Source organism: Streptomyces sp. GESEQ-35 (genome assembly GCF_017948485.1).
Lineage (GTDB): Bacteria > Actinomycetota > Actinomycetes > Streptomycetales > Streptomycetaceae > Streptomyces.
Window position 1 is genome coordinate 220,345 of the sequence record NZ_JAFFSX010000013.1, and the last position, 22,740, is coordinate 243,084.

The following is a 22,740-nucleotide window of genomic DNA, read 5'->3' on the forward strand; positions in this document are numbered from 1 at the left end:
CGTGCGCGGTCCGCTAAGCGACATGTCCTGCTCACCGGAACGAACCCGTGGGGCGGGACCGTGGACGGCTCCTACTCTCCCGGCCATGAGCCTTCTCACCGACGTGCCGACGAGCACGGACGAGTCGCGCACGCTGCACACGGACATCCTGATCGTCGGCGCCGGACCCGCGGGCCTCTACGGCGCCTACTATGCGGGATTCCGCGGCCTTCGGGTGGCGGTCATGGACGTGCTGCCCCAGTGCGGCGGCCAGATCAGCGCGATGTACCCGGAGAAACCGATCTTCGACATCGCGGGCTTCCCGGCGGTGCGCGGCCGCGACCTGGTGGCGAACCTCGTCGCCCAGGCCGAGCCGTACGGTCCCCGCTACTTCCTCGGTGAGCGGGCGGCGGAGCTCACCCACGGGCCCGACGGCCTCCCGGTCGTCCGCGGTGACCGGGGGACCACGGTCCGGGCCGGAGCGGTCGTCATCACCGGCGGCATCGGGACGTTCACGCCCCGGCCGCTCCCGGCGGGCGAGGACTACCTGGACCGCGGGCAGGTCTACTTCGTACCGGAACCCGCAGCGCACACGGACCATGACGTCGTGGTCGTCGGCGGCGGCGACAGCGCCTTCGACTGGGCCGCGACCCTCGCCCCGCTCGCCCGCTCCGTACGTCTGGTGCACCGCACCGACCGGTTCCGCGCCCACCGGGCGAGCGTCGAGAAGGTCCGCACCCTCGGCATCGAGATCATCACCGACTCCGAGGTGAGCGCCCTGTACGGAGAGTCGCACGTCGAGCAGGTCGAGATCCGGCACCGTACGACCAAGGCCACCCGGCTGCTCCCGGCGCGCACCGTCGTGGCCGCCCTCGGCTTCATCGCCGACCTCGGCCCGCTGAAGGACTGGGGGCTGACACTCCAGGCCCGGCGGATCGCCGTGGACACCCGGATGGCCACCAACCTGCCCCGGGTCTACGCCGCCGGGGACATCACCGACTACCCGGGCAAGGTCCGGCTCATCTCCGTGGGCTTCGGTGAGGTCGCCACGGCCGTCAACAACGCGGCCACCGCCATCGACCCGGAAGCGGCGCTCTTCCCCGGACACTCCACTGAGAAGGAGAACTGACGTGGCCTACGTCATCGGCTCGGCCTGTGTCGACATCATGGACCGTTCCTGCGTCGAGGAATGCCCCGTCGACTGCATCTACGAGGGCGAGCGCAAGCTGTACATCAACCCGGCCGAGTGCATCGACTGCGGTGCCTGCGAGACGGCCTGCCCCGAACAGGCCATCGCCGTCGACCGGCTCGCCGACCCCGAGCACCGGGCCGACAACCGCCGCTTCTTCGACGAAACCCTGCCCGGCCGTGACGCCCCGCTGGGCGAGCCGGGCGGGGCGAGTGGCCTCGGTCCCGTGGGCGCCGACACCGCTCTGGTCGGCGGACGATGAGGGGCCCGGAACAGCACGATGCCCAGGGCGGCCGCGCGGGCCGGCCTGGGCATCGTGATCAGAGGGTTCAGACGAGGTCGAACCGGTCCAGGTCCATGACCTTGGCCCACGCCGCGACGAAGTCCTTGGCGAACTTCTCCTTGGCGTCGTCGCTCGCGTAGACCTCGGCGAGCGCACGCAGCTCGGAGTTCGAGCCGAAGACCAGGTCGGCACGGGTGCCGGTCCACTTGACCGCGCCGGAGACGACGTCGCGGCCCTCGAACTCGTCCTGCGCCTCGGACGTCGACTTCCACTCCGTGCCCAGGTCGAGCAGGTTGGCGAAGAAGTCGTTGGTCAGGGTGCCCGGGCGGTCGGTGAGAACGCCGTGCTTCGACTGGCCGGCGTTGGCGCCGAGAACGCGCAGACCACCGACGAGGGCGGTCATCTCGGGGGCGCTCAGCGTCAGCAGGTTCGCCTTGTCGGTCAGCAGGAACTCGGCCGGCAGGCGGTTGCCCTTGCCGACGTAGTTCCGGAAGCCGTCGGCCTTCGGCTCGAGCGCGGCGAACGACTCGACGTCCGTCTGCTCCTGCGCGGCGTCCACCCGGCCCGGCGTGAACGGCACCTCGACCTGCACGCCGCCGGCCTTGGCAGCCGCCTCGACGGCCGCGGAGCCCGCGAGCACGATCAGGTCGGCCAGGGAGACCTGCTTGCCACCGGCGGCGTTGAAGGACTCCTGGATGCCTTCGAGCGTACGGAGCACCTGCGAGAGGTCGTCCGGGTTGTTGACCTCCCAGCCGCGCTGCGGCTCCAGGCGGATACGGGCACCGTTGGCGCCACCGCGCTTGTCGCTGCCGCGGAAGGAGGAGGCCGAAGCCCAGGCCGCGGAGACGAGCTGCGAGATGGACAGGTCCGAGCCGAGGATCTGCTCCTTGAGGGAGGCGACGTCGGCCGCGTCGATGACCTCGCCCGTCCGCGCCGGCAGCGGGTCCTGCCACAGCAGCACCTCGGAGGGGACCTCCGGGCCGAGGTAGCGCTGGATCGGGCCCATGTCGCGGTGCGTCAGCTTGTACCAGGCGCGGGCGAAGGCGTCCGCGAGCTCATCCGGGTTCTCGTAGAAGCGCCGCGAGATCGGCTCGTAGATCGGGTCGAACTTCAGCGCGAGGTCGGTGGTGAGCATCGTCGGGAGCTTCTTCTTCGACGCGTCGTGCGCGTCGGGGATGATCGCCTCGGCGTTCTTCGCCACCCACTGGTTCGCACCGGCCGGGCTCTGGGTGAGCTCGTACTCGTACTCGAAGAGGTTCTTGAAGAACCCGTTGCTCCACTGGGTCGGCGTGGCGGTCCAGGTCACCTCGAGACCGGAGGTGATGGCGTCACCGCCCTTGCCGGTGCCGTAGGTGCTCTTCCAGCCGAGGCCCATCTGATCCATCGGGGCGCCCTCGGGCTCGACGCCGACGCTCTCCGCGGGGCCCGCGCCGTGGGTCTTGCCGAAGGTGTGGCCACCGGCGATGAGGGCGACGGTCTCCTCGTCGTTCATCGCCATCCGGCGGAACGTCTCACGGATGTCGCGGGCCGCGGCGATCGGGTCCGGGTTGCCGTTCGGGCCCTCCGGATTGACGTAGATCAGGCCCATCTGGACCGCGCCCAGCGGGTCCTCCAGCTCGCGGTCACCCGTGTAGCGCTGGTCGTCCAGCCAGACCTGCTCCGGGCCCCAGTACACGTCCTCGTCGGGCTCCCAGACGTCGGCGCGGCCGCCGGCGAAGCCGAAGGTCTTGAAGCCCATCGTCTCCAGGGCGACGTTGCCGGTGAGGACCATGAGGTCGGCCCAGGAGATGGACTGGCCGTACTTCTTCTTGACCGGCCACAGCAGACGGCGGGCCTTGTCCAGGTTGCCGTTGTCCGGCCAGCTGTTGAGCGGGGCGAAGCGCTGCTGACCGGCGCCCGCGCCACCGCGGCCGTCGCTGATGCGGTACGTACCGGCGCTGTGCCAGGCCATACGGATCATGAGCGGGCCGTAGTTGCCGAAGTCGGCGGGCCACCAGTCCTGCGAGGTGGTGAGCACCTCCGCGATGTCCCGTTTCACGGCCGCGAGGTCGAGGTTCTCAAACGCCTTGGCGTAGTCGAACTCCTCGCCGAGCGGGTTCGCCACGGCGGGGTTCTTGGCGAGGATCTTCAGGTTGAGGCTCTCCGGCCACCACTGGCGGTTGCCTCCACCCTGGGTCGGGTGCGCGGCGCGCTCGTGCGCCACCGGGCACTGGCCTTCTGTGGCGTTGTTCTCAGACATGGGAATCCTTCCGGACGGGGTGGATCTTGGTGCTCAGGAGCTGCTGCTTGTGGTGGTGGAACAGGCGGGGCACAGACCCCAGTAGATGACCTCGGCCTCGTCGATCGAGAAGCCGCGGTCGTCGGACGCGGTCAGGCAAGGCGCCTCGCCCATCGCACAGTCGACGTCGGCGACGACTCCGCACGTCCGGCAGATGACGTGGTGGTGGTTGTCGCCGACGCGTCCCTCGAACCGGGCCGGGCTGCCGGCCGGTTCGATACGCCGAATGAGTCCCGCCCCGGTGAGCGCGTGCAGGCCCTCGTACACGGCTTGAACGGAGACATGGCCGACGCGGTCACGGACCCCGGCGGCGATCGCCTCGACGCCGAGGTGATCGCCGTGCCGAACGGTCTCGAGCAGCGCGACGCGGGCGGCCGTCACCCGCAGGCCGACACCCCGCAGCTCATCGGCCGTGGTCGGAGTGTGGGAGGCGGTCATGTCTCAGAACCTATCCTCAAGAACACGAACGATTCAAGAAAACGACTCGTTCTAATTTCGTGTCGTGTCGGGGCACGGTGGTGGACGGGCCCGCGAGGGAGAAGCACGGGGAGACAGACCGGCACGAGACGACCGGAAACCTGCCCGAGGGGGCTCCCGGATGAGTACGTCGTGTGACTCACCGTGGTGGTGGAGGTCCCGGAGCCAGTTCGTCGGCGACCAGGCGCCCGATCGTGGGAGCCAAGGTGACGGCCGAGTGCATGACGGCCACATAGAGAGACCTGTCCGACGTGACGTGTCCGATCAGGGGTCCGTCCGGGGGCATCGGGCGCAGTCCGACACGGCTGTCCAGCACGCGGCAACGCTCGGCGCCGTGGACTGCCGAACGCAGCGCTCTCACACCCAGCTCGGCTGTTCGCGGAACGGTCATCAACAGCTGCCCCTCGCGCAGCTCCCGCACCTCGAAGTCCGGCCCCGCGACGATTCCCCTCACGAGTCCGGGCGGCGCCGTCAGTCGCACCAGTCGGGCCGGGGACACGGTGACCGGCAGGTCGATCCCCAGCGGCTCGATCAGCGAGGCGACTCCGGTTCCGGCGGCCAGCACCACGGTCGAGGCCGGATGGAAGCCCGCGGCGGAGGTCACCCCCGCTACGCGCCCCCCGACAACCTTCAGCGAGGTGTCGCCTGCGCCGAAGACGACCCGCGCGCCGAGCGCTCGCGCCCCGCGCACCAGCGCCCCGGTGACCGCGACGGGGTCGACGCCGCCGTCGGACGGGGTGTACACGGCCCGCTCCGGAGGCGTGCGCAGACCGGGTTCGAGTGACCGGATCTCGTCGCGCCCGACCTCGTACTGCCCCTCACCCACGGACGAGTCCGGCCACCTCAGCGAACCGGTCCAGCGCACGGCGACGTCCGGCAGCTCCGCTTCGAGGCGCCGATAGTCCGCGAGGACGGAGCCGCGCAGGTCATGGGCGCGCCCCGGCCAGTCGCCGCCGAAGCCGCCGATCCACGCGAAGGAGACGCCGGTCACGCCCGCCGCCGGTCCGGGGCCACGGTCGACCAGGGTCACATCGGCGCCCTGCCGGGCCAGGTGGTACACCACCGACGCGCCCACCACACCCGCCCCGACGATGACGACGGACATGACCGCTCAGATCACGCAGCCCACATGCGCCAGCGCCTGCTTCAGCAGCACCCCGTGCCCACCCGGCATATCGCTCTGCACCGCGGGCGACAGGGCCTCCTGCGGGCTGAACCAGACGAGGTCGAGGGCGTCCTGGCGCGGCCGGCAGTCGCCGCTGACCGGGACGACGTACGCGAGCGAGACCGCGTGCTGACGCGGGTCGTGGTACGGCGTGACGCCGTGCGTCGGGAAGTACTCGGCCACCGTGAAGGGCTGGAGGGAGGTCGGGACGCGGGGCAGTGCCACCGGCCCGAGGTCCTTCTCCAGATGGCGCAGCAGAGCGTCCCGCACCCGCTCGTGGTGCAGGACACGGCCGGAGACCAGAGTCCGGCTGACCGTCCCGTCGGGGCCGATGCGCAGCAGCAGGCCGATGCTGGTGACTTCGCCGCTGTCGTCGATGCGTACGGGCACGGCCTCCACATACAGGATCGGCATGCGGGCGCGCGCCGACTCGAGCTCGTCGGGAGAGAGCCAGCCGGGCGTGGTATCGGTCATGTCAGACATTGCTTGATCATACTTTCAGGAGTTGGCGGAAAACCGGTAGACCCGGCGGGCGTTGTCCTGCCCGGCCCAGCGGGCGATGCGCAGCGCGTCCGGCAGGCTCAGCTCGTCGGCGTCCACCCGGTCCTGGAGCAGCCCGGCCAGCCCTTGGCGGAAGGCCACCGCGCCGAGCAGGTAGAACTCGGCCAGACCATAGGCGTCGGAGCTGTACAGCAGCTTGCGGAACGGGGTGATTTCCAGGGCCTCCTCCAGGATCGTCCGGGCCCGGACGGGCCCGACGTGGTGCAGGGTCAGCCCCACATCGAGGTACACCTGCTCGAACACCGCCGCCAGATAGGCGGCCTGCCGCTGGTACGGCCAGCAGTGCAGCAGAAGAACGGGGATCGTACCGCTCGTCAGGTGCAGCCAGTCGGTCAGCCGGGCCGGGTCCGCGCGGTGCAGGCGGATGTCGTTGTCGCCGAAGCCCGTGTGCAGTTGGAGCGGCAGCTCCAGCTCCACGGCCGTCCACAGCAGATGGCGTACGAGAACAGGGTGATCGAGTCGGCCACCCGAAGCCAGCCACTGATGCGCCGCCGTGGTGACCTCTGCGTCCGTCGGGCGGGCCGGGTCGAGGTCGAAGCCGGTGCGGTAGGCGGCCACCGACTTCACGGCCACCACGCCCGGACGCCGTACGGCCTCCTGAGCGGCCGCGCGGAACGTGCGCGCGTACGCGTCCGGTTCGACCCCCTCGGCCGCGACCGCCTCGGCGACGGATTCCAGCCGAACCACCTCGTACGCGTCTGCCTGCGCCGCCTCGGCAAGCTCCGCCGGAGTGGTCAGCCGGTCCGGGGTGTACCCGGTGTCGACGCAGAGCACATCCGTCTGCGCGGCCGTGAGGAAGCGGCGGTTCACGTCACGAGGGTCCAGCTCGGCGCGGCGGGCCACGTACTCGTCGGCGGGTGTGTGCCGGGGCAGGTCGAGGAGAGGAGCGCAGTGGCGGCGGACGGCGACTCCTACGGGCGTGTCGAAGGGTGAGACACCCGGCCACGGCTCGCCCTCGGTGAGCAGGGACTCCAAGCCGTCCCGGTCGAGATCGGCGGTGGTGACACCGTGGCAGTGATGGTCGAACAGCGGCAGCGCGGCGAGTTCCTCGTGGACGGCGCCCATGTCAGTACTTCCAGCGGTACGCCGCCGCGATCCGCTCGTCGTCCAGTCCGGCCACGGCCGCGGTCTCCCCGAGCCGTACGGCGGTCACGGCGTCGGCGAGCACCGGGCCCAGGGCGGCGCGCAGCTGTTCGTCCTTGCGGAACTCCTCGACCGACTCCGCCAGCGAGGTGGGCAGCCGGTGGACCGCTTCGCCCAGTCGCGCCGGGTCGCCGGTGATCTCCTCGGGGAGGGGCGCCGACGTCGTCGCTCCGTCCAGTCCGGCGGCGATGACGCAGCCGAGGGCGAGATACGGGTTGGCGGCCAGGTCGACCGGCTTGACCTCAAGGTTCGCCGACTGGTCGCGCAGTCCTGCCGTGCCGGTGACGACGCGTACCGCCGCCTCGCGGGTCTCGTGGCCCCAGGTGGTGAACACCCCGGCCCACTGGGACGGTTGGAGCCGCAGACGGCTCGCCGGGCTCGGGGCGGTGACGGCCGTGAGCGCCGGCAGATGGGCCAGGATCCCGGCCGCGAAGGACTCCGCCTCGGCCGTCATGCCGTACCGGCCCGCGCCGCCTGAGTGCAGGTTCGCGCCGTCGCGCCAGGCGGAGAGGTGGATGTGGCCGCCGTTGCCGACGCCTTGCGCGAACACGGCCGGGGCGAAGGAGACGACCAGCCCGTGGCGCTGCGCCACCGCCCGGATGGTCTGGCGCACCAGCACGCTGCGGTCGGCCGCCGCGACCGGGTCGAGCGCGCCCACCGAGATCTCGAACTGCCCCGCCGCGTACTCGGGATGTACCTGCTCCACATCCACGCCCTGCGCCGCGCACGCCGCCAGCAGGTCGGCCGTGTAGTCGCTCAGCTCCACCTGCCGGACGGCCCCGTACGCCGGACCCGACACCGCGGGCACGAACTCCCCGTCGGCCGTGGGACCCCGGCCCACCGCCCACTCGATCTCGATCGCCGCCCGGAAGGTGACGCCGTGCCGCCCGGCCGCGTCCGCCACGATCCGGCGCAGGAACGTGCGGCTGCATCCGGGATGCCGCTCGCCGTCCTGGGTGATCCGGTCGACCGGCGCCCACGCCCAGCCGGGCTGCCCGGCCAGGGCGACCAGTTGGTCGAGGTCGGGGTAGAGGCGCAGGTCGCCGTCGGGGGAGCCGAGGACGTCGGTGGAGACGATGGAGTCGTCGGCCAGGAAGGTGTCGAAGACCGGCGACATGCCGACGCCCCAGGCCGCCGCCGAGGCGAGCTTGGCGGTGGGGACGGCCTTCACCCGGCCGATGCCCGCCGTGTCGACGTAGGCCAGGACGATGCCGTGCACACCCCGGCCGGACAGCTCCTCGCTCAGCGCCCTGGCCCGCTCGACATCGCCCGGACGTCCTCCGGGGACGGGGTCGGCAAGGGTGGTCATACGTCCTCCTCGACGGGCTCGGCGCCCACGTCAGGGTCTGCGGCCACGTCAGGGTTTCACGGCCACCGCACCGAACTGCGGTACCGCGGCGGGCACGTCGGGGCCGGCGCGCCACTGGGAGCACGGCACCATGCCCGGTTCGAGCAGCTCCAGCCCTTCCAGGAAGGCCGATATCTCGGCGCGGCTGCGGGCGGTGATCGGTGGCGTGGCGTTCTCGTTCCAGAACTTCATCGCCGGAATCTGTCCCTCGCCGCCCAGGTCGGCGTCGAAGGTGGGGTGCGTCAGGACCAGGAAGCTGCCGGCGGGGACCGCGTCCATCACACGGCGCACGATGTCCCGCGCCTTCTCGGTGTCCAGCACGAAGTTGAGGATGCCCAGCATCATCACCGCGACGGGCCGGGTGAAGTCGAGGCTCTGCGCGGCGCGTTCGAGGATGGCGTCCGGGTCGTGGACGTCCGCGTCGATGTAGGCGGTGCCGCCCTCGGGGGTGCCGGTCAGCAGTGTGCGGGCATGGGCGAGCACGATCGGGTCGTTGTCGACGTACACGATCCGGGCCTCGGGCGCGATGCGTTGGGCGATCTCGTGGGTGTTCTCGGCTGTCGGCAGCCCGGTGCCGATGTCGAGGAACTGCCGCACTTCCCGCTCGTCGGCCAGGAACCGCACGGCCCGGTCGAGGAATGCGCGGTCCGCGCGGGCGATGTCCCGGATCACCGGGAACATCGTGGCGACCTGTGCCCCGACCTGCTGGTCGACCTCGTAGTTGTCCTTGCCGCCGATCCAGTAGTTCCACACGCGGGCGTTGTGCGCCACAGAGGTGTTCAGCCTCGGCGACCTGCCCGGCGTGGTCTGGCTCTCGCTCACGACTGTGCTCCTTCGCGCGCCCGCGGCCGTCGCCGCCATTGTGCCGTCCGATGATCAGCATGTCCCGGAAACGGCCCGAGCAGAAGGGCGCGTGACGGGGCCTGAGCGAACCTCGTCGAGTTCGCCCTGATGCGGTTTGCTACCGGCGAGTACCCTCGTCGCGTGACGCGTGGGGCGCCTGAGGTAGGGTCCCCCGCGATCCGCAACCACTCACAGGCTGGAGACCGCTGCACGCGGTGTCGAAGGGGGCGGCAGCATCATGGAATTCCATGTGGTCGAGGAGGAGCCGGCGCAGGGCGGCGGTGCGCGGTTGGAAGACCTGGCCACGGAACCCCTGCTGACCCGGGACTACGAGACGCGGCCCGCGCTGGTCTACGAGCGGCTGCGAGAGCGCCACGGCCCGGTCGCCCCGGTCGACCTGCTGGGCGTGCCCGCGTGGCTCGTGCTGGGCTACCGCGAGTCGCTCCAGGTGCTGCACGACGACGCCGGCTGGCCCAAGGGCCTGGAGAACTGGCGGGCCCGGTCGGAGGGCCGGGTGCCCGCCGACTGGCCGCTCGCCCCCTCCCTCGAGGTCAACCATGTGCTGATCCAGGGTGGTTCGGGCCACCGCGCGCTGCGCACCGCCTGGGACGCCGCCCTGAGGCCGTTCCAGGACCCGCGCCAACCGCAGGCCAAGCGGCTGAGGGCGGCCGTCACGACCTACGCCGACGACCTGATCACCTTGCTCGCTCAGGGCGGCGGCACGGGCCTGGCCGACTTGTCGGCGCAGTTCTCCCGCCCGCTCCCGTTGATGGCGGCGAGCCATCTGCTCGGCTTCCCCGGCTCGCAGGCCGACGACGCCCTGATGGACATGTGGCGGGTACTGGACGCGGGCCCGGATGCCGAACCCGCCCTGGCGCGGCTGCTGGAGACGCTCACGGAGCTGGCCGCCGCGAAGAAGGAGCAACCGGGCGACGACTTCCCCTCCTTGCTGCTGGCCGCCCACCCCGACCTCTCGGTCGACGAGCTCGCCCGGGAGCTGTTCATGCTGCTCGGCATGACCTCGGACCACGTCGGCATCCTCATCTCCAACACCGTGGTCGAAGTGATCTCCGGAGAACGTGAGGGAGGCGTGCGCACGGTCCTCTCCGCCGGGATGGTCCGGGAGACCATGAACCGGGTGGTCATGCGCAAGCCGCCGCTGGTCAACTTCGTGCCGAGGTTCGCTGCCGCGGACATGCCGCTCGGGAACTACACCATCCGGGCCGGGGACCCCGTATGGGTCTCCTCCGCCGCCGCGCACGCCGACCCCGTGTTCGCCGGGCAGACGGCCCCGGGCTCGTCCACCATCAGCAGCCGGGCGCACCTGTCGTGGGGGGCGGGCCCGCGCCAGTGCCCGGCCCGTGAACTGGCGTCGACGATCGCCTCGGCGGGCGTGAGCCGCGTCTTCGAACGGTTCGCACACCTGGAGCTCGCCCTCCCGGTCGACCAACTGCCATGGCGCTCCTCGCCGTTCATGCGGGGACTCCGCTCGCTGCCCGTGCGCTACGAACTCGCCGCGCAGACCGCGCGCTATGTGCCGGCGGCGCCCCCGGAAGCCGCGGCACCCGTGGCAGACGTAGCGGACCAGGCCATCCGTCGGCGGTCGTCGCTGTGGCGGTACCTGGCCGGGCTGATCCGCCCGGGCGGCTGAGCGCGAGTCAGGATCCGGGCCGCACCTGCCCGTTCTGCCAGGCCCACGCGGCGATCTCCACCGGGTCGGTGACGAACGTACGGCGGCACGCGGCCGACGCCGCGGAGATCACCGTACGACTGCTGCTCGACGAGGGCCGGCTGGAAGCGACGGCCACGGACGACGGCCGCGGCGGCACCCAGCTCCCGGACGCCGCACACGGCGGTGGCTTCGGCCTCGTCGGTCCCGCCGAGCGCGTGACGGCTTTGGGCGGCGAACTCCGGGCCGGGCCGCGCGACGGACACGGCTGGGAGGTGCGGGCGGTGTTCCCGGCGGGAACGCCCTGACCGGCGGGACCGCCCGACAACACCGACCGGCAGGACCACCCGCCCGGGACGGACCGCCCCGGACGGACCGGCTGGGACGGACCGCCCGGGATCGACTGCCCGGGGTCGACCGGCTGGACCGCCCTGGCGCTGCGCCCACTCGCGGCTGTTCAATGAAACTGCACATGCACAGCCGTGAGAGGAGCCGTCCGTGTCACCAGCCGCCGCCCCGCCCGTCGGCGCGCGTATCCGGCAGGCGCGTCAGGGCCGCGGGATGAGCCTGCGGGCCCTGGCCCGGGAGATCGGGGTGTCGGCGAGCCTGGTGTCGCAGATCGAGACGGGCAAGAGCCAGCCGTCCGTCAGTACGCTGTACGCGATCACGACAGCGCTCGGCATCTCCGTCGAGTCCCTCTTCGAGGCGCGGGAGTCCGCACCGCAGACCGCGGCGGCCGCCGCCCCCGGCACCGTCCTGCACGCCCTCGCCGCCTTCGCCGCCGACCCGGGCCGCCGCATCGGCCCGCTGGTCACGCCGGACGAGCGGGAGACGCTGGAGCTGGACTCCGGGGTCGTGTGGGAGCGTCTCGGACATGTGCCCGGCGCGGACGTCGACTTCTTGATGGTGACCTACCGGCCGGGCGGCTCCTCCTCCAGTTCCGGCGGCCTGATGCGGCACACGGGTACCGAGTACGGGTGTCTGACCTCGGGCGAACTCGTCCTCACCCTCGGTTTCGACGAGTACACGCTGCGCCCCGGCGACGCGGTGTGCTTTGAGTCGACGACCCCGCACCGCTACCGCAACGATGGAGAGGAACCGGCCGTCGGCGTATGGTGTGTGTTCAGTAACACTTGACACTTCCGGCGGGCAGTCGTTCACTCCGAATCGGGGGTGGTCGCCATGGCGATCCGCACATTCGGGCCCAATGCCGTCGACTGGGAAGAGCGCGTCGACCTGGCCCGGCTGCGCAAGCAGCGCCTGGCCCGGCTCAAGGACCAGCTGAGCCGCTCCGAGCTCGGTGCGCTGCTGACGTTCGATTTCGCCAACATCCGCTATATGACGGCCACGCACATCGGCACCTGGGCGATGGACAAGCTGATCCGCTTCGCCCTGCTGACCCGCGGCGGTGAGCCGGTCGTCTGGGACTTCGGCTCCGCCGCCCGCCACCACCAGCTCTACAACCCCTGGCTCGACTACAGCGACGGCAAGGGCGGCCCGCCCACCGGCGCCCGCGCCGGCATCTCCACCCTCCGCGGCGCCTTCCACCCGGACGCGGGGATAGCCGAGGACGTCGCCCGGAAGATCGCCGCAGAGCTGCGCGAGCACGGCCTGGCCCAGGAACCCCTCGGCGTCGACGTCGCCGAGATGCCCGTCCTCGCCGCGCTGCGCGCCGAGGGCATCGACGTCGTCGACGGCCAGCAGGTCTTCCTGGAGGCCCGCCGCCTCAAGACCGGCGACGAGATCTCCCTCCTCACCCAGGCCTGCGCGATGGTCGACGCGGCGTACGAGGAGCTGTACGGCTATCTGCGCCCCGGCGTGCGCGAGAACGAATGCGTCGGAGTGGTCAGCAAGGTCCTGTACGACCTCGGCAGCGAGTACGTCGAAGGCGTCAACGCCATCTCCGGCGAACGCTGTTCACCCCACCCGCACGTCTACAGCGACCGTCTGATCCGCCCCGGCGACCCCGCCTTCTTCGACATCCTGCACAGCCACCTCGGCTACCGCACCTGCTACTACCGCACCTTCGCCGTCGGCAGCGCCTCGCGCGCCCAGCGCGACGCCTACGTCCGTTGCCGGGAGTACATGGACGAGGCGATCTCCCTGGTCCGGCCGGGTGCCACCACCGCCGACATCGTCCAGGTCTGGCCGCGCGCCGAGGAGTTCGGCTTCGCCGACGAGACGGCCGCCTTCGCCCTCCAGTACGGGCACGGGGTCGGCCTGTCCATCTGGGAGAAGCCCATCTTCAGCCGCCTGGTCTCCCTCGACCACCCCGAAGTCCTCGAAGAGGGCATGGTGTTCGCGCTGGAGACCTACTGGCCCGCCGCCGACGGCTGGTCCGCCGCCCGCATCGAGGAGGAACTGGTCGTCACCGCCGACGGCTGCGAGGTCATCACCAAGTTCCCGGCGGAGGAACTGCTGGTGGCGGGACGCAAGTACTGGACGGTGGGCGGCGAGCTGAACACCCGACGCGAGGCACAGTCCCACCTCAACAGGAGCGACTGATGGTCGACCGGGACGAACTCCTCTCGCTGTACGAGCAGATGGCCGTCATCCGCCGTACGGAGAAGGCCGCCCACGACCTGTTCCTGCAAGGCCTGGTCAAGGGCACCACCCACCTCGCTGCCGGACACGAGGCGATCGCCGTCGGTGCGAGCGCCGCCCTGCACGACGACGACTACGTCTTCGCCACCTACCGGGGGCATCACCACGCCCTGGCCCGGGGCGCCACGCCCGAGGAGTGCCTCGCCGAACTCATGAGCAGGGCCACCGGACTGTGCGGGGCCAAGGGCGGCTCGATGCACCTCACGAAGGCGGCCACGGGCATGCTCGGCTCGTACGCCATCGTCGGCGCCCATCTGCCGATGGCGGTCGGCGCCGCCTGGTCGGCCCGGCTGCGCGGCACCGGACAGCTCGCGGTCGCCTTCTTCGGCGACGGCGCGACCAACATCGGCGCCTTCCACGAGGCGCTCAACCTGGCCGCCGTATGGAAGCTGCCCGTGCTGTTCGTGTGCGAGAACAACCTGTACATGGAGTACACGCCGATCGCCGACGTCACGGCGGTGGCCCACCCCGCAGCCGACCGGGCGCCCGCGTACGGCATCCCCGGCGAGGTCGTCGACGGCAACGACGTCGTCGCCGTCCGGGAGACGGTCGCGCGTCTCGCCCGGCGGGCCCGGGCAGGAGACGGGCCCGCCATCGTCGAGGCGCAGACCTACCGTCACTTCGGGCACAGCCGCGCCGATCCGGCGGCCTACCGGCCGGCCGAGGAGGTCGAACGCTGGCTCAAGCACGACCCGTTGGACCTCGCCCGCGGACGGCTCGTCGAGCTGGGAGTGCGGCCGGAGACGGTCACCGCGGCGGACGACCGCGCACGGGCCGTCGTAGAGAAGGCCGTTGAGGCGGCGAAGGCCGCTCCCGGGCCCGACCCGAGTGAGGCGCTCACCGATGTGTGGGCCGACGGAGGTGCCGCATGGCGGACGTGACAGCCGAACGGGCGGCCGGGACACGGGAGATCACCTACCGGGAGGCGGTCGCCGAGGGCATCGCGCGGGAGATGCGGCGCGACCCGGCGGTGGTGTGCCTCGGCGAGGACATCGGCGAGGCCGGCGGGGTCTTCAAGACGACCGCGGGCCTGTTCAAGGAGTTCGGGCCCGAGCGGGTGTGGGACACGCCCATCTCCGAACAGGCCATCGTGGGCGCGGCGATGGGCGCCGCGATGACCGGGATGCGACCGGTCGCGGAGATCATGTTCTCGGACTTCCTGGCCTGCTGCTGGGACTACCTCGCCAACGAGATACCCAAGGTCCGCTATATGACGGGCGGTCAGGTCACCGTGCCCCTCGTCGTGCGCACCGCCAACGGCGGCGGGCTCGGCTTCGGTGCGCAGCACTCGCAGGCCACCGAGAACTGGGCCCTGACGATTCCCGGGCTGAAGATCGCGGCACCTTCGACGCCCGCCGACGTGATCGGCATGATGGCGGCGGCCATCCGCAGCGACGACCCCGTGGTCTTCTTCGAGCACAAGGGCCTGCTGGCCACCAAGGGAGCGCCCGCACCGCCCGGGCACCAGGTCGAACTGGGCCGCGCCGCCGTCGTGCGCGAAGGTGCCGACGTGACGCTCGTGGCGCTCGCCTCGATGGTGCCGGTGGCGCTGAAGGCCGCCGAACTGCTCGGGGCGGACGGCATCGACACGGACGTCGTCGACCTGCGCTGTCTCGTCCCGCTGGACGTCGCCACCGTACTCGCCTCCCTCGCCCGGACCTCGCGGCTCGTGACCGTCGAGGAGAACCCGTACCAGGGCGGATGGGGCGCCACCCTCGTGTCGGTCGTCGCCGACGAGGGATTCGGTCTGCTGGACGCTCCCGTGCGGCGAGTGGCGGGGGAGTGCGTTCCTCTGCCGTTCGCGGACGCGCTGGAGGAGCGGGTGATCCCCACCGTCGACAAGGTCGTGACGGCGGTCCGGACGCTCGCCGCATATTGAACACCCCAAGGGAGGAAGGGCGATGACCAACCGGATGCTTCTTCGCGCCGGCCATGTGATCTCGATGGATCCCGCCGTCGGGGACCTGCCGAGAGGTGACGTTCTCATCGAGGACGGCCAGATCGTGGCCGTGCAACCGGAGATCGACGCGGACGCCGAGGTCCTCGACATGACCGGCCGCATCGTGATCCCCGGCTTCGTCGACACCCACCGCCACACCTGGGAGGCGTCGATCCGCGGCGTCGCGCCCGATGCCACCCTGGATGACTACTTCGTCGACATCCTCGACACCTTCGCACCTCTCTACACGCCCGAGGACGTCTACGCGGCCAACCTCGCCGGCACGCTGGAATGCCTGAACGCGGGCATCACCACACTCGTCGACTGGTCGCACATCAACAACACCCCCGACCACCCCGACGCCGCGATCCAGGCCCTCACCGAGACCGGCATCCGCGCCCAGTACGCCTACGGCAGCGCCAACACCTCCCTCGCCGACTACTGGTTCGAGAGCAAGATCGCGATCCCCGGCGAGGACGTACGACGCATCCGCGACCGCCACTTCGCCTCCGACGACGGTCTGCTGACCCTCGCCCTGGCCACCCGCGGCCCCGGTTTCTGCGTCAACGACGTCGTCACCGCCGAATGGGCACTCGCCCGCGAGCTGGGCATCCCGATCACCGTGCATGTGGCCATGGGCCGCCTCGCGGGCCGGTTCGGCATGGTCAAGCAGCTGGGGGACCTCGACCTGCTCGGCCCGGACACCACGTACATCCACTGCTGCCACCTCAGCGAGGACGAGTGGCGGATGGTCGCCGACAGCGGCGGTACGGTGTCGATCGCGCCGCAGGTGGAGACGCAGATGGGGCACGGCTGGCCGCCCGTGATGAAGGCGATCGAGCACGGACTGCGGCCCAGCCTGAGCATCGACGTCGTCACCACCACCCCCGGCGACATGTTCACCCAGATCCGCGCGGCCTTCGGCGCCGAGCGCGCCCGGGTCAACGCCGAGTGCTGGCAGGCGGACACCCCGGTCCCCGACACGATGCTGACGGCCCGCCGGATGCTGGAGCTGGCCACGCTCAACGGCGCACACGTCGCGGGCGTCGAGGACCGCACCGGCTCCCTGACCCCCGGCAAGCGCGCCGACGTCGTCGCGATCGACGCCACCGCGCTGAACGTCGCTCCGGTGCATGACGCGGCCGCCGCGGTGACGCTGTGCGCGGACGTCTCCAACGTGGACACCGTCCTCGTCGACGGCGTCATCCACAAGCGCGACGGCAGGCTGCTGGCCGACACCGGGCGGGCGCGGCGGCTGGTCGAGGAGTCCCGTGACCGGCTGGTCGCCGCGAAGGCGACGAAGGAGACGAAGGCGGGAGCATGACCACACATCTGGTGCGCCGCGCCGCCGACGTGCCGCCGGCGTCGTACGACGACCACGGCTACCGGCGGCGCACCCTGGTCGGGGAGGACGACGGCAGCGTGCACACCGGCTTCGGCGTCTGCGAGTTGCGGCCCGACGGAGCGATCGGCGCCCACGTGCACTCGTACGAGGAGAGCTTCCACATCCTCGACGGGACCGTGATCCTGGACGTGCCGGACGGGGCGTATCTCCTGGAGGAGGGCGACTACGGACTCCTCCCGGCCGGCGTCCCGCACGCCTGGCGCGGCGCCGGTGACACCGTCGCGCGCTGGGCCGACATGCTCGCGCCGGTGCCCCGGGCACGCTACGGCCACGACACACAGCAGGTGCCCGCGCTGCCCGCCCGTGCCCCTGTCCGGATCGACGTCCGTGACCCGCGCACCCGCTCGTTCGGACACTTCGAGCCAGCGCAGATGGACCCGGGGAAACAGTCCCAGGACCTGCTCGCGGTCTCTGCGAGCATGCGCACCGCGCTGCTCGTCTACAGCGGTATCACCGTGAAGATGATGGTCGACAGCGATCTGGGCGCGGTCGCCTCGACGATGTTCATGGTGCAGTACGCACCCGACGGCGTCGCGGGCAGCCACGACCATCCCTTCGAGGAGACGTATCTGATCCTCGAAGGGACCGTGGACGCCACCTTCGACGGCGAGCGGTACCGGCTGGGGCCGGGCGACACGGCCTGGGCGGGGGCCGGTTGTGTGCACGGCTTCGCCAACGCGGGCCAGGGGCCGGTGCGTTGGCTGGAGACACAGGCACCGCAGCCGCCGCCCCGGCACTCCTACCGGTTCAGCCGGGACTGGGAGTACCTGCGTACGGCACTGGAGGAGGGGTCATGAGCAGTGTCCTCGTCGTCGGCGGCACGTCGGGCATCGGCCGCGCGTTCGCCCGGCTGCGTGCGGAGCGCGGGGACGAGGTCGTGCTCACCGGCCGCGACGCCCACCGCGCCGACACGGTGGCCAAGGAGATCGGCGCGGCCCGCGGGCTCGCCCTCGACCTGTCCCGGCCGCGCGAGATCGCCGCGGCACTGGCCGGTGTCGGACGCGTCGACCATCTGGTGCTCGCCGGGGTCTCCCGCGACGACAACCGGGTGGACGAGTACGACATCGACGCCGCGCTGAGCCTGGTCACGCTCAAGCTGGTCGGCTACACGGAGGCCGTGCACACGCTGCGGGCCCGGCTGCACGACGACAGTGCCATCGTGCTGTTCGGCGGACAGGCCAAGGAGCGGCCCTATCCGGGGGCCACGACGGTGGCGGCCGTCAACTCCGGGATGACGGGTCTGATGCACGCCCTCGCCGTCCAGCTCGCCCCCGTCCGCGTCAACGCCGTCCATCCCGGAGTCGTGGGCGACAGCCCGTACTGGCTGGCCAAGCCGGAGAAGGTGCTGGCGGCCCTGCGCGCCGAGACACCCACCGGACAGTTGGCCACGATGGCGGACGTGGCGGACGCCGTGGACTTCCTGCTGCGCAACCGATCCGTCAATGCCGCGGAGTTGAGTGTGGACGGGGGCTGGCTGCTGGGCTGAGTGTGACGTACAGGTTCATGCCTTCAGCGGGTCGTGGCCGATGGTCATCAGCCGGTGCCGGCGGCGGGTCTCCTCGGCCTCGGGCTCGTTCTCGGTCTCCGCCTCTTCGGACACCGTGTCCACCACCTCGTACATCACCTGGACGTCGTCGTCCGTGAGGTCGGTTCGGCGCTTCTGAAGGATCGCCAGTACGTGCTGCCCGGTCGGCGAACCGGCGTGCTCCGGCAGCGGTTCGGTCTCCTCGTCGGCGTCGCTGACCCTGAGCCAGGCGGCCAGCTCCTGCGAGGTCATGTTCACCGCGCGGTGGAACTCCTCCCACAGCGCGTCGAGTTCAAGGGTGTCGGTCATCATGCGCCTCTTCCCTGCGTGTTCTCGCGCGTCAGTCCCGCGGCCAGTTCTCGGCGTCGAACATCCACCGCTGCTTCTCCAGCTCGCGGGTGATGCCGATCAGCAGGTCCTGGGTGACCGGATCCGCCTTCTCGGTGATGTCCATACGCTCGCGCAGCCGCCCGATGGCCGTCTCCAGCGTCTCGACGAGCAGTTGGACGACCTCCGTGTCGCGCAGCCAGCCGTCCTTCGGGCCGGGCAGCGTGAACGCCGCGGCGATCGTCTCGGGCCGGCCGTCCGGCGGCAGACCGAGCGCCGCGGCGCGTTCGGCGACCGTGTCGGAATAGCCGCGGGCGGACGCCACCACCTCGTCGAGCTGGAGGTGGATCGAACGGAACCGCGGTCCCACGATGTTCCAGTGCGCCTGCTTCCCGATCAGCGAGAGCCCGAGCAGATCCACGAGGGTGTTCTGCAGTGCGTCCCCGGCGATCGTGCGGGCCGGTTCGGGCAGCGTGCTCTTCACGACGGTCATAGGGTGCTCCTCCTAGCGGCAGCGCGTTTGCTGGTACGGAGCAGTCGTCTGCGTTCCTCCTCGCCGGTGCCGCCCCAGACGCCCGAGGTCTGGCCGTTGTCCAGCGCCCAGGTGAGGCACTCGTCGGCGACGGGACAGCGGGCACAGACGCGTTTGGCCTCCGCGACGTCCCGCAGCGCCGGTCCGGACGTACCCACCGGGAAGAACAGCTCGGGGTCCTCTCCTGCGCAGGCGGCATAGATCAACCACTCCATGCGGGCGCGGGTGCCCAGGGCGAACCGGTGCAAACGCGACCCTGGATCTCTGTGCCACTCTTCACTGCCGGGACCATAGGGCGAGACGGTCCTTACGAGCACCGGTTAGCTGCAACTAGCATCGGTCTCCGCATGGACACGATGACGCTCTGGCACATATCCGGCTGGGAGTTCGCCGCGCTCGCCGCCGCGGCCCTGCTCGTCGGCTTCTCGAAGACCGCGGTGAGCGGCGCCAACACGGTAAGCCTCGCGATCTTCGCGGCGGTACTGCCCGCCCGCGCCTCCACCGGCATACTCCTGCCGATCCTGATCGCCGGCGACGTGCTCGCCGTCCTCACCTACCGGCGGCACGCCCACTGGCCCACGCTGTGGCGGCTGTTCCCGGCGGTCGCCGCGGGCGTCGTCGGCGGCACGCTGTTCCTGATGTGGGCGGACGATTCGATGGTACGGACGTCGATCGGGGCGATCCTGCTGATGATGGCCGGGGTGACGCTGTGGCGACGGCGCAGAACGGGCGCGGACGGGGAGGAGCCGGACTCGATCGCCACCCGCTCCGGCCGGGTCAAGGCCCGCTCGTACGGCGTCCTCGGCGGCTTCACCACCATGGTCGCCAACGCGGGCGGCCCGGTGATGTCGATGTATCTCCTCTCCGCGGGCTTCCGAAAGCTCGGCTTCCTGGGGACCTCCGCCTTCTTCTTCCTGATCGTCAACGTGTCCAAGGTGCCCTTCAGCGTCGGCCTCGGCCTGATCGACGGCAACTCGCTGCTCCTCGACGCCGCGCTCGTCGCGTTCGTCGTGCCCGGGGCGATCCTCGGCAAATGGGCTGTGGACCGAATCAACCAGCGGCTGTTCGAGCAGCTGGTGATCGCGGCGACGGTGCTGGGCGGCCTGCAACTGCTCCTGCGCTGAGCTACTGGGCCGACAGCCGGCGCAGCAGCGCCGGAAGCTCCGCGAACGAGTCGATCACATGGTCCGGTTCCTCACTCGCCGCCCGGTGCGTCTCGGGCAGATACTTGCCCGTCCTCACGAGCACCCCGGTGAGCCCGGCCCGCTGCGCCGCCAGTACGTCGGACTCGATGTCGTCGCCGATCATCAGCGCCTCGTCCGCACCCGCCCCCAGCCGTGCCAGCGCCGACGCGAAGAACGCGGGCGACGGCTTCCCGGTGACCTCGGCCTCGACCCGCGCCGCCTTCTCCAGGCCGACCAGGAACGCACCGGCGTCCAGCTGTAGCCCGCCCTCGGTGCGCCAGTACAGATTGCGGTGCATGGCAACCAGCCGCGCCCCGCGCTGGACGTACCCGAAGGCCCGGTTCAGCGCCACGTAGTCGAACTCGGGACCCGCACCCCCGACGATGACGACATCCGGGACGGTGTCGGTGTCCGCCTCGTCGAGTACGTCCACGCCGCCCAGGTCCGCCCCGATGTCCCCGCTGTTCAGCAGGGCGCACCGCGCGCCGGGACAGTGCTCGGCGAGATACGCGGCGGTGACCGCGGGTGCGGTCAGGATGTCGTCGGCGGTCACCGGGAATCCGGCATCCGCCAGTTTTCCGGCGATCGACGCCCGGGTCCGGGACGTCGTATTGGTGACCAGCGCGACCGCGAGGCCCGCCGCGCGGATCTCCCGCAGTGCCTCGACCGTCCCCGGCAGCGGCCGCCAGGAGACGGTCAGGACTCCGTCGATGTCGATGAGCACGGCGCGTACGGATGCCATGTCGTGACGATAGCGATCGGGCGCCGCGAGCACCTCAGGGAGCGATCCCGACACCCTCGATTCTGCTCCAGGACTTCTCCTGCGCGGCCGTCATGGCCGGCCAGCGCAGCCCGCCCGGACGGGGTTCCACACGCGAGGCGTACGACGAAGGGCGAAAGTCCGGATCGTAGAAACAGCCGGTGCCGTACGTCCGGTCGAACGCGGCGCACGCCGCCGAGACCGACCGCGGGCTCGGCTTCCGCCCCGTACGCACCCAGGTGTCCAGAGCGGCGACGGAGTTGGCGTACTCGGCGTCGCTCAGCTCGCTGTGCTCCCGCTCCCGCGTGAACGTCTGCACCAGGTACCGGTCCCGGTGCGCGCCCTCCAGGCTCGCCCGGTACGCCGCCTCGTGCTCGACGAACGCCGTCGGGTCGTCGATCGCGTGCATGGTCAGTACGGGGATCGTGGCCCTGCCGGTGAGGTCGCTGTCGTACGACAGGTCGCGCACGGCGGACGGATCGGCCGTGAACCGCTCGACACCGGCGTTGAGCGCCGCGTCGTCGTGCGAACCGGAGTACCGCACGCCCTGGTTGCCGAACGGATTCCGGTCGCCGAGACGGCTGTGCACGATGTCGCGGAAGGTGAAGGTCGCGAACCGCAGATGCGACTCCAGGGTGCGCTCCGGGATCTTCGTGACGGCCAGGATGTCGTCGAGGTTGCGCTGCTGAAGCGGGGTGCGGTCCTGCGGGGCGGACGCGAAGCCGGTGCACTCCTGCAACCGCGCCCGCAGCCCTGCCGCCGTCATGGTCGAGTCGGCGCGCAAGCCCTGCCACAGCGGGTACTGGGGCTCGCTCGGGCGGGGGTGGTTCTGGCAGTAGTACTGGTAGACCACGCGCAGGTCGACGCGGTAGTCGTAACCGCGGGAGCCGCCCGCGAGGACGCCGTTGGTGAGCAGTGCACCGTCGTACGGCCCGCGCCGGGTGCCGTACGTCTCGACGACCTTGGCGGCGACGTTCCCGCCCCACGACTGGCCGTGCACATACGTCCGCCGCGGCTCACCGAACTCCCGGACGAACAGCCATCGTACGTTCTCGGTGTCTTCGGCGGCCATCCGGGTGCCGTAACCGCCGCGGCGATACGACGAGCCCGCCCACGCGTACCCCTCGTCGACCATCACCGACCAGCGGGCGAGGTCGTCGAGGCTGCGAGCGGGGTCGGAGCCGGTGCCGAGGTCAGGGCCGCCGTGCGCGTGAACGACGAGCGAGCCGTTCCAGTCGTCCGGGACGGCGATCGCGTAGTAGGCGCCTTGGGAGTCCTGGCCGGTGTAGCAACTGGCCCGGTCGGCGAGGTCGGGCGGGCAGGCGGCGGAGGCCGGCTGTGGCGGGCCCGCCTGGGCGGGCGCCGCGGCGGTGAGCGTGCCGACGGCTATCAGCAGCAGACAGGCAGCGAGCGCCGCCCACACCCAGGACCATCGGCTGCACGATCTCGACCTGTACAAGGCACGGCTCCTGTCCTCTTCGGCGCGTCATCGCGCCGTGCGCCGTGATGTTAGGAAGACGAGAGAGGCA

The 22,740-nt window shown here is 71.1% G+C and carries 24 protein-coding genes; 12 read left to right on the forward strand and 12 right to left on the reverse strand.

Annotation, left to right across the window (positions count from 1 at the left end; all coding sequences use genetic code 11):
- The first annotated feature begins 85 nt into the window (after positions 1-85).
- Together KCH87_RS25690 and KCH87_RS25695 are read left to right on the forward strand one after the other, a co-directional pair.
- On the forward strand, positions 86-1,108 hold the full coding sequence (locus KCH87_RS25690; protein WP_210588601.1) for an NAD(P)/FAD-dependent oxidoreductase: 1,023 nt from the start codon (positions 86-88) through the stop codon (positions 1,106-1,108).
- Position 1,109: 1 nt separating this feature from the next.
- The gene (locus tag KCH87_RS25695; RefSeq protein WP_210588602.1) at positions 1,110-1,430 is read left to right on the forward strand and encodes a ferredoxin family protein; all 321 of its coding nucleotides are present in this window, start codon (positions 1,110-1,112) and stop codon (positions 1,428-1,430) included.
- Positions 1,431-1,497: 67 nt separating this feature from the next.
- On the opposite strand, the gene katG is transcribed toward KCH87_RS25695, so the two are convergent.
- From katG to KCH87_RS25730, 7 genes are all read right to left on the reverse strand, one after another.
- On the reverse strand, positions 1,498-3,690 hold the full coding sequence (gene katG / locus KCH87_RS25700) for a catalase/peroxidase HPI (protein ID WP_210588603.1): 2,193 nt from the start codon (positions 3,688-3,690) through the stop codon (positions 1,498-1,500).
- Between the two features lie 33 nt (positions 3,691-3,723).
- Entirely contained in the window at positions 3,724-4,167 is a 444-nt protein-coding gene (locus tag KCH87_RS25705; RefSeq protein WP_210588604.1) for a Fur family transcriptional regulator, read from the reverse strand.
- A gap of 178 nt (positions 4,168-4,345) precedes the next feature.
- On the reverse strand, positions 4,346-5,311 hold the full coding sequence (locus tag KCH87_RS25710) for an FAD-binding oxidoreductase (RefSeq protein ID WP_210588605.1): 966 nt from the start codon (positions 5,309-5,311) through the stop codon (positions 4,346-4,348).
- A gap of 6 nt (positions 5,312-5,317) precedes the next feature.
- The gene (locus KCH87_RS25715; protein WP_210588645.1) at positions 5,318-5,845 is read right to left on the reverse strand and encodes an NUDIX hydrolase family protein; all 528 of its coding nucleotides are present in this window, start codon (positions 5,843-5,845) and stop codon (positions 5,318-5,320) included.
- 24 nt (positions 5,846-5,869) lie between these two features.
- Positions 5,870-6,997, reverse strand: coding sequence for an amidohydrolase family protein (locus KCH87_RS25720; RefSeq protein ID WP_210588606.1), 1,128 nt, complete (start codon positions 6,995-6,997; stop codon positions 5,870-5,872).
- Between the two features lies 1 nt (position 6,998).
- On the reverse strand, positions 6,999-8,384 hold the full coding sequence (locus tag KCH87_RS25725; protein WP_210588607.1) for a glutamine synthetase family protein: 1,386 nt from the start codon (positions 8,382-8,384) through the stop codon (positions 6,999-7,001).
- Between the two features lie 48 nt (positions 8,385-8,432).
- On the reverse strand, positions 8,433-9,245 hold the full coding sequence (locus KCH87_RS25730) for an SAM-dependent methyltransferase (protein WP_210588608.1): 813 nt from the start codon (positions 9,243-9,245) through the stop codon (positions 8,433-8,435).
- Positions 9,246-9,504: 259 nt separating this feature from the next.
- On the opposite strand from KCH87_RS25730, the gene KCH87_RS25735 reads away from it, so the two are divergent.
- The 9 genes from KCH87_RS25735 (at position 9,505) to KCH87_RS25775 (ending at position 18,369) form a co-directional block, all read left to right on the forward strand.
- A complete protein-coding gene (locus KCH87_RS25735; protein WP_210588609.1) occupies positions 9,505-10,917 on the forward strand; it encodes a cytochrome P450 in 1,413 nt (470 codons plus the stop codon).
- Between the two features lie 68 nt (positions 10,918-10,985).
- Positions 10,986-11,243 carry an ATP-binding protein gene (locus KCH87_RS49260; RefSeq protein ID WP_374199032.1) on the forward strand — a complete coding sequence of 86 codons (258 nt, stop codon included), beginning with the start codon at positions 10,986-10,988 and terminating at the stop codon, positions 11,241-11,243.
- A gap of 190 nt (positions 11,244-11,433) precedes the next feature.
- Positions 11,434-12,072: a helix-turn-helix domain-containing protein gene (locus tag KCH87_RS50480; protein ID WP_210588610.1), complete on the forward strand. Its 639-nt coding sequence runs from the start codon at positions 11,434-11,436 to the stop codon at positions 12,070-12,072.
- A 45-nt stretch (positions 12,073-12,117) separates the two neighbouring features.
- Positions 12,118-13,440, forward strand: coding sequence for a Xaa-Pro peptidase family protein (locus KCH87_RS25750; protein ID WP_210588611.1), 1,323 nt, complete (start codon positions 12,118-12,120; stop codon positions 13,438-13,440).
- Entirely contained in the window at positions 13,440-14,420 is a 981-nt protein-coding gene (locus KCH87_RS25755) for a thiamine pyrophosphate-dependent dehydrogenase E1 component subunit alpha (protein WP_210588612.1), read from the forward strand. The genes KCH87_RS25750 and KCH87_RS25755 overlap by 1 nt, the downstream gene beginning before the upstream one ends.
- Complete coding sequence (locus KCH87_RS25760) at positions 14,408-15,418, forward strand: alpha-ketoacid dehydrogenase subunit beta (RefSeq protein WP_210588613.1); 1,011 nt, start codon at positions 14,408-14,410, stop codon at positions 15,416-15,418. The genes KCH87_RS25755 and KCH87_RS25760 overlap by 13 nt, the downstream gene beginning before the upstream one ends.
- A 22-nt stretch (positions 15,419-15,440) precedes the next feature.
- Positions 15,441-16,802, forward strand: a complete 1,362-nt coding sequence (locus KCH87_RS25765; protein WP_210588614.1) for an amidohydrolase family protein — start codon at positions 15,441-15,443, stop codon at positions 16,800-16,802.
- Positions 16,799-17,680 carry a cupin domain-containing protein gene (locus tag KCH87_RS25770; RefSeq protein WP_210588615.1) on the forward strand — a complete coding sequence of 294 codons (882 nt, stop codon included), beginning with the start codon at positions 16,799-16,801 and terminating at the stop codon, positions 17,678-17,680. Before KCH87_RS25765 ends, KCH87_RS25770 begins: the two co-directional genes overlap by 4 nt.
- Positions 17,677-18,369 (forward strand): SDR family NAD(P)-dependent oxidoreductase, encoded by a 693-nt coding sequence (locus KCH87_RS25775; protein WP_210588616.1) that lies wholly within the window; start codon positions 17,677-17,679, stop codon positions 18,367-18,369. The genes KCH87_RS25770 and KCH87_RS25775 overlap by 4 nt, the downstream gene beginning before the upstream one ends.
- Before the next feature lie 15 nt (positions 18,370-18,384).
- On the opposite strand, the gene KCH87_RS25780 is transcribed toward KCH87_RS25775, so the two are convergent.
- The 3 genes from KCH87_RS25780 to KCH87_RS25790 are packed head-to-tail and all read right to left on the reverse strand — an operon-like array spanning position 18,385 to position 19,482.
- Positions 18,385-18,717, reverse strand: a complete 333-nt coding sequence (locus KCH87_RS25780) for a DUF3140 domain-containing protein (RefSeq protein ID WP_210588646.1) — start codon at positions 18,715-18,717, stop codon at positions 18,385-18,387.
- Positions 18,718-18,748: 31 nt separating this feature from the next.
- Positions 18,749-19,228 carry a Dps family protein gene (locus KCH87_RS25785; RefSeq protein WP_210588617.1) on the reverse strand — a complete coding sequence of 160 codons (480 nt, stop codon included), beginning with the start codon at positions 19,226-19,228 and terminating at the stop codon, positions 18,749-18,751.
- On the reverse strand, positions 19,225-19,482 hold the full coding sequence (locus tag KCH87_RS25790) for a WhiB family transcriptional regulator (RefSeq protein ID WP_210588618.1): 258 nt from the start codon (positions 19,480-19,482) through the stop codon (positions 19,225-19,227). Before KCH87_RS25790 ends, KCH87_RS25785 begins: the two co-directional genes overlap by 4 nt.
- Before the next feature lie 132 nt (positions 19,483-19,614).
- On the opposite strand from KCH87_RS25790, the gene KCH87_RS25795 reads away from it, so the two are divergent.
- Complete coding sequence (locus tag KCH87_RS25795) at positions 19,615-20,391, forward strand: sulfite exporter TauE/SafE family protein (RefSeq protein ID WP_210588619.1); 777 nt, start codon at positions 19,615-19,617, stop codon at positions 20,389-20,391.
- 1 nt (position 20,392) lies between these two features.
- Here the strand turns inward: KCH87_RS25795 and KCH87_RS25800 are convergent, their stop codons facing one another.
- On the reverse strand, positions 20,393-21,193 hold the full coding sequence (locus KCH87_RS25800) for an HAD-IIA family hydrolase (RefSeq protein ID WP_210588620.1): 801 nt from the start codon (positions 21,191-21,193) through the stop codon (positions 20,393-20,395).
- A 34-nt stretch (positions 21,194-21,227) separates the two neighbouring features.
- Complete coding sequence (locus KCH87_RS25805; protein WP_210588647.1) at positions 21,228-22,634, reverse strand: hypothetical protein; 1,407 nt, start codon at positions 22,632-22,634, stop codon at positions 21,228-21,230.
- Between the last annotated feature and the right edge of the window lie 106 nt (positions 22,635-22,740).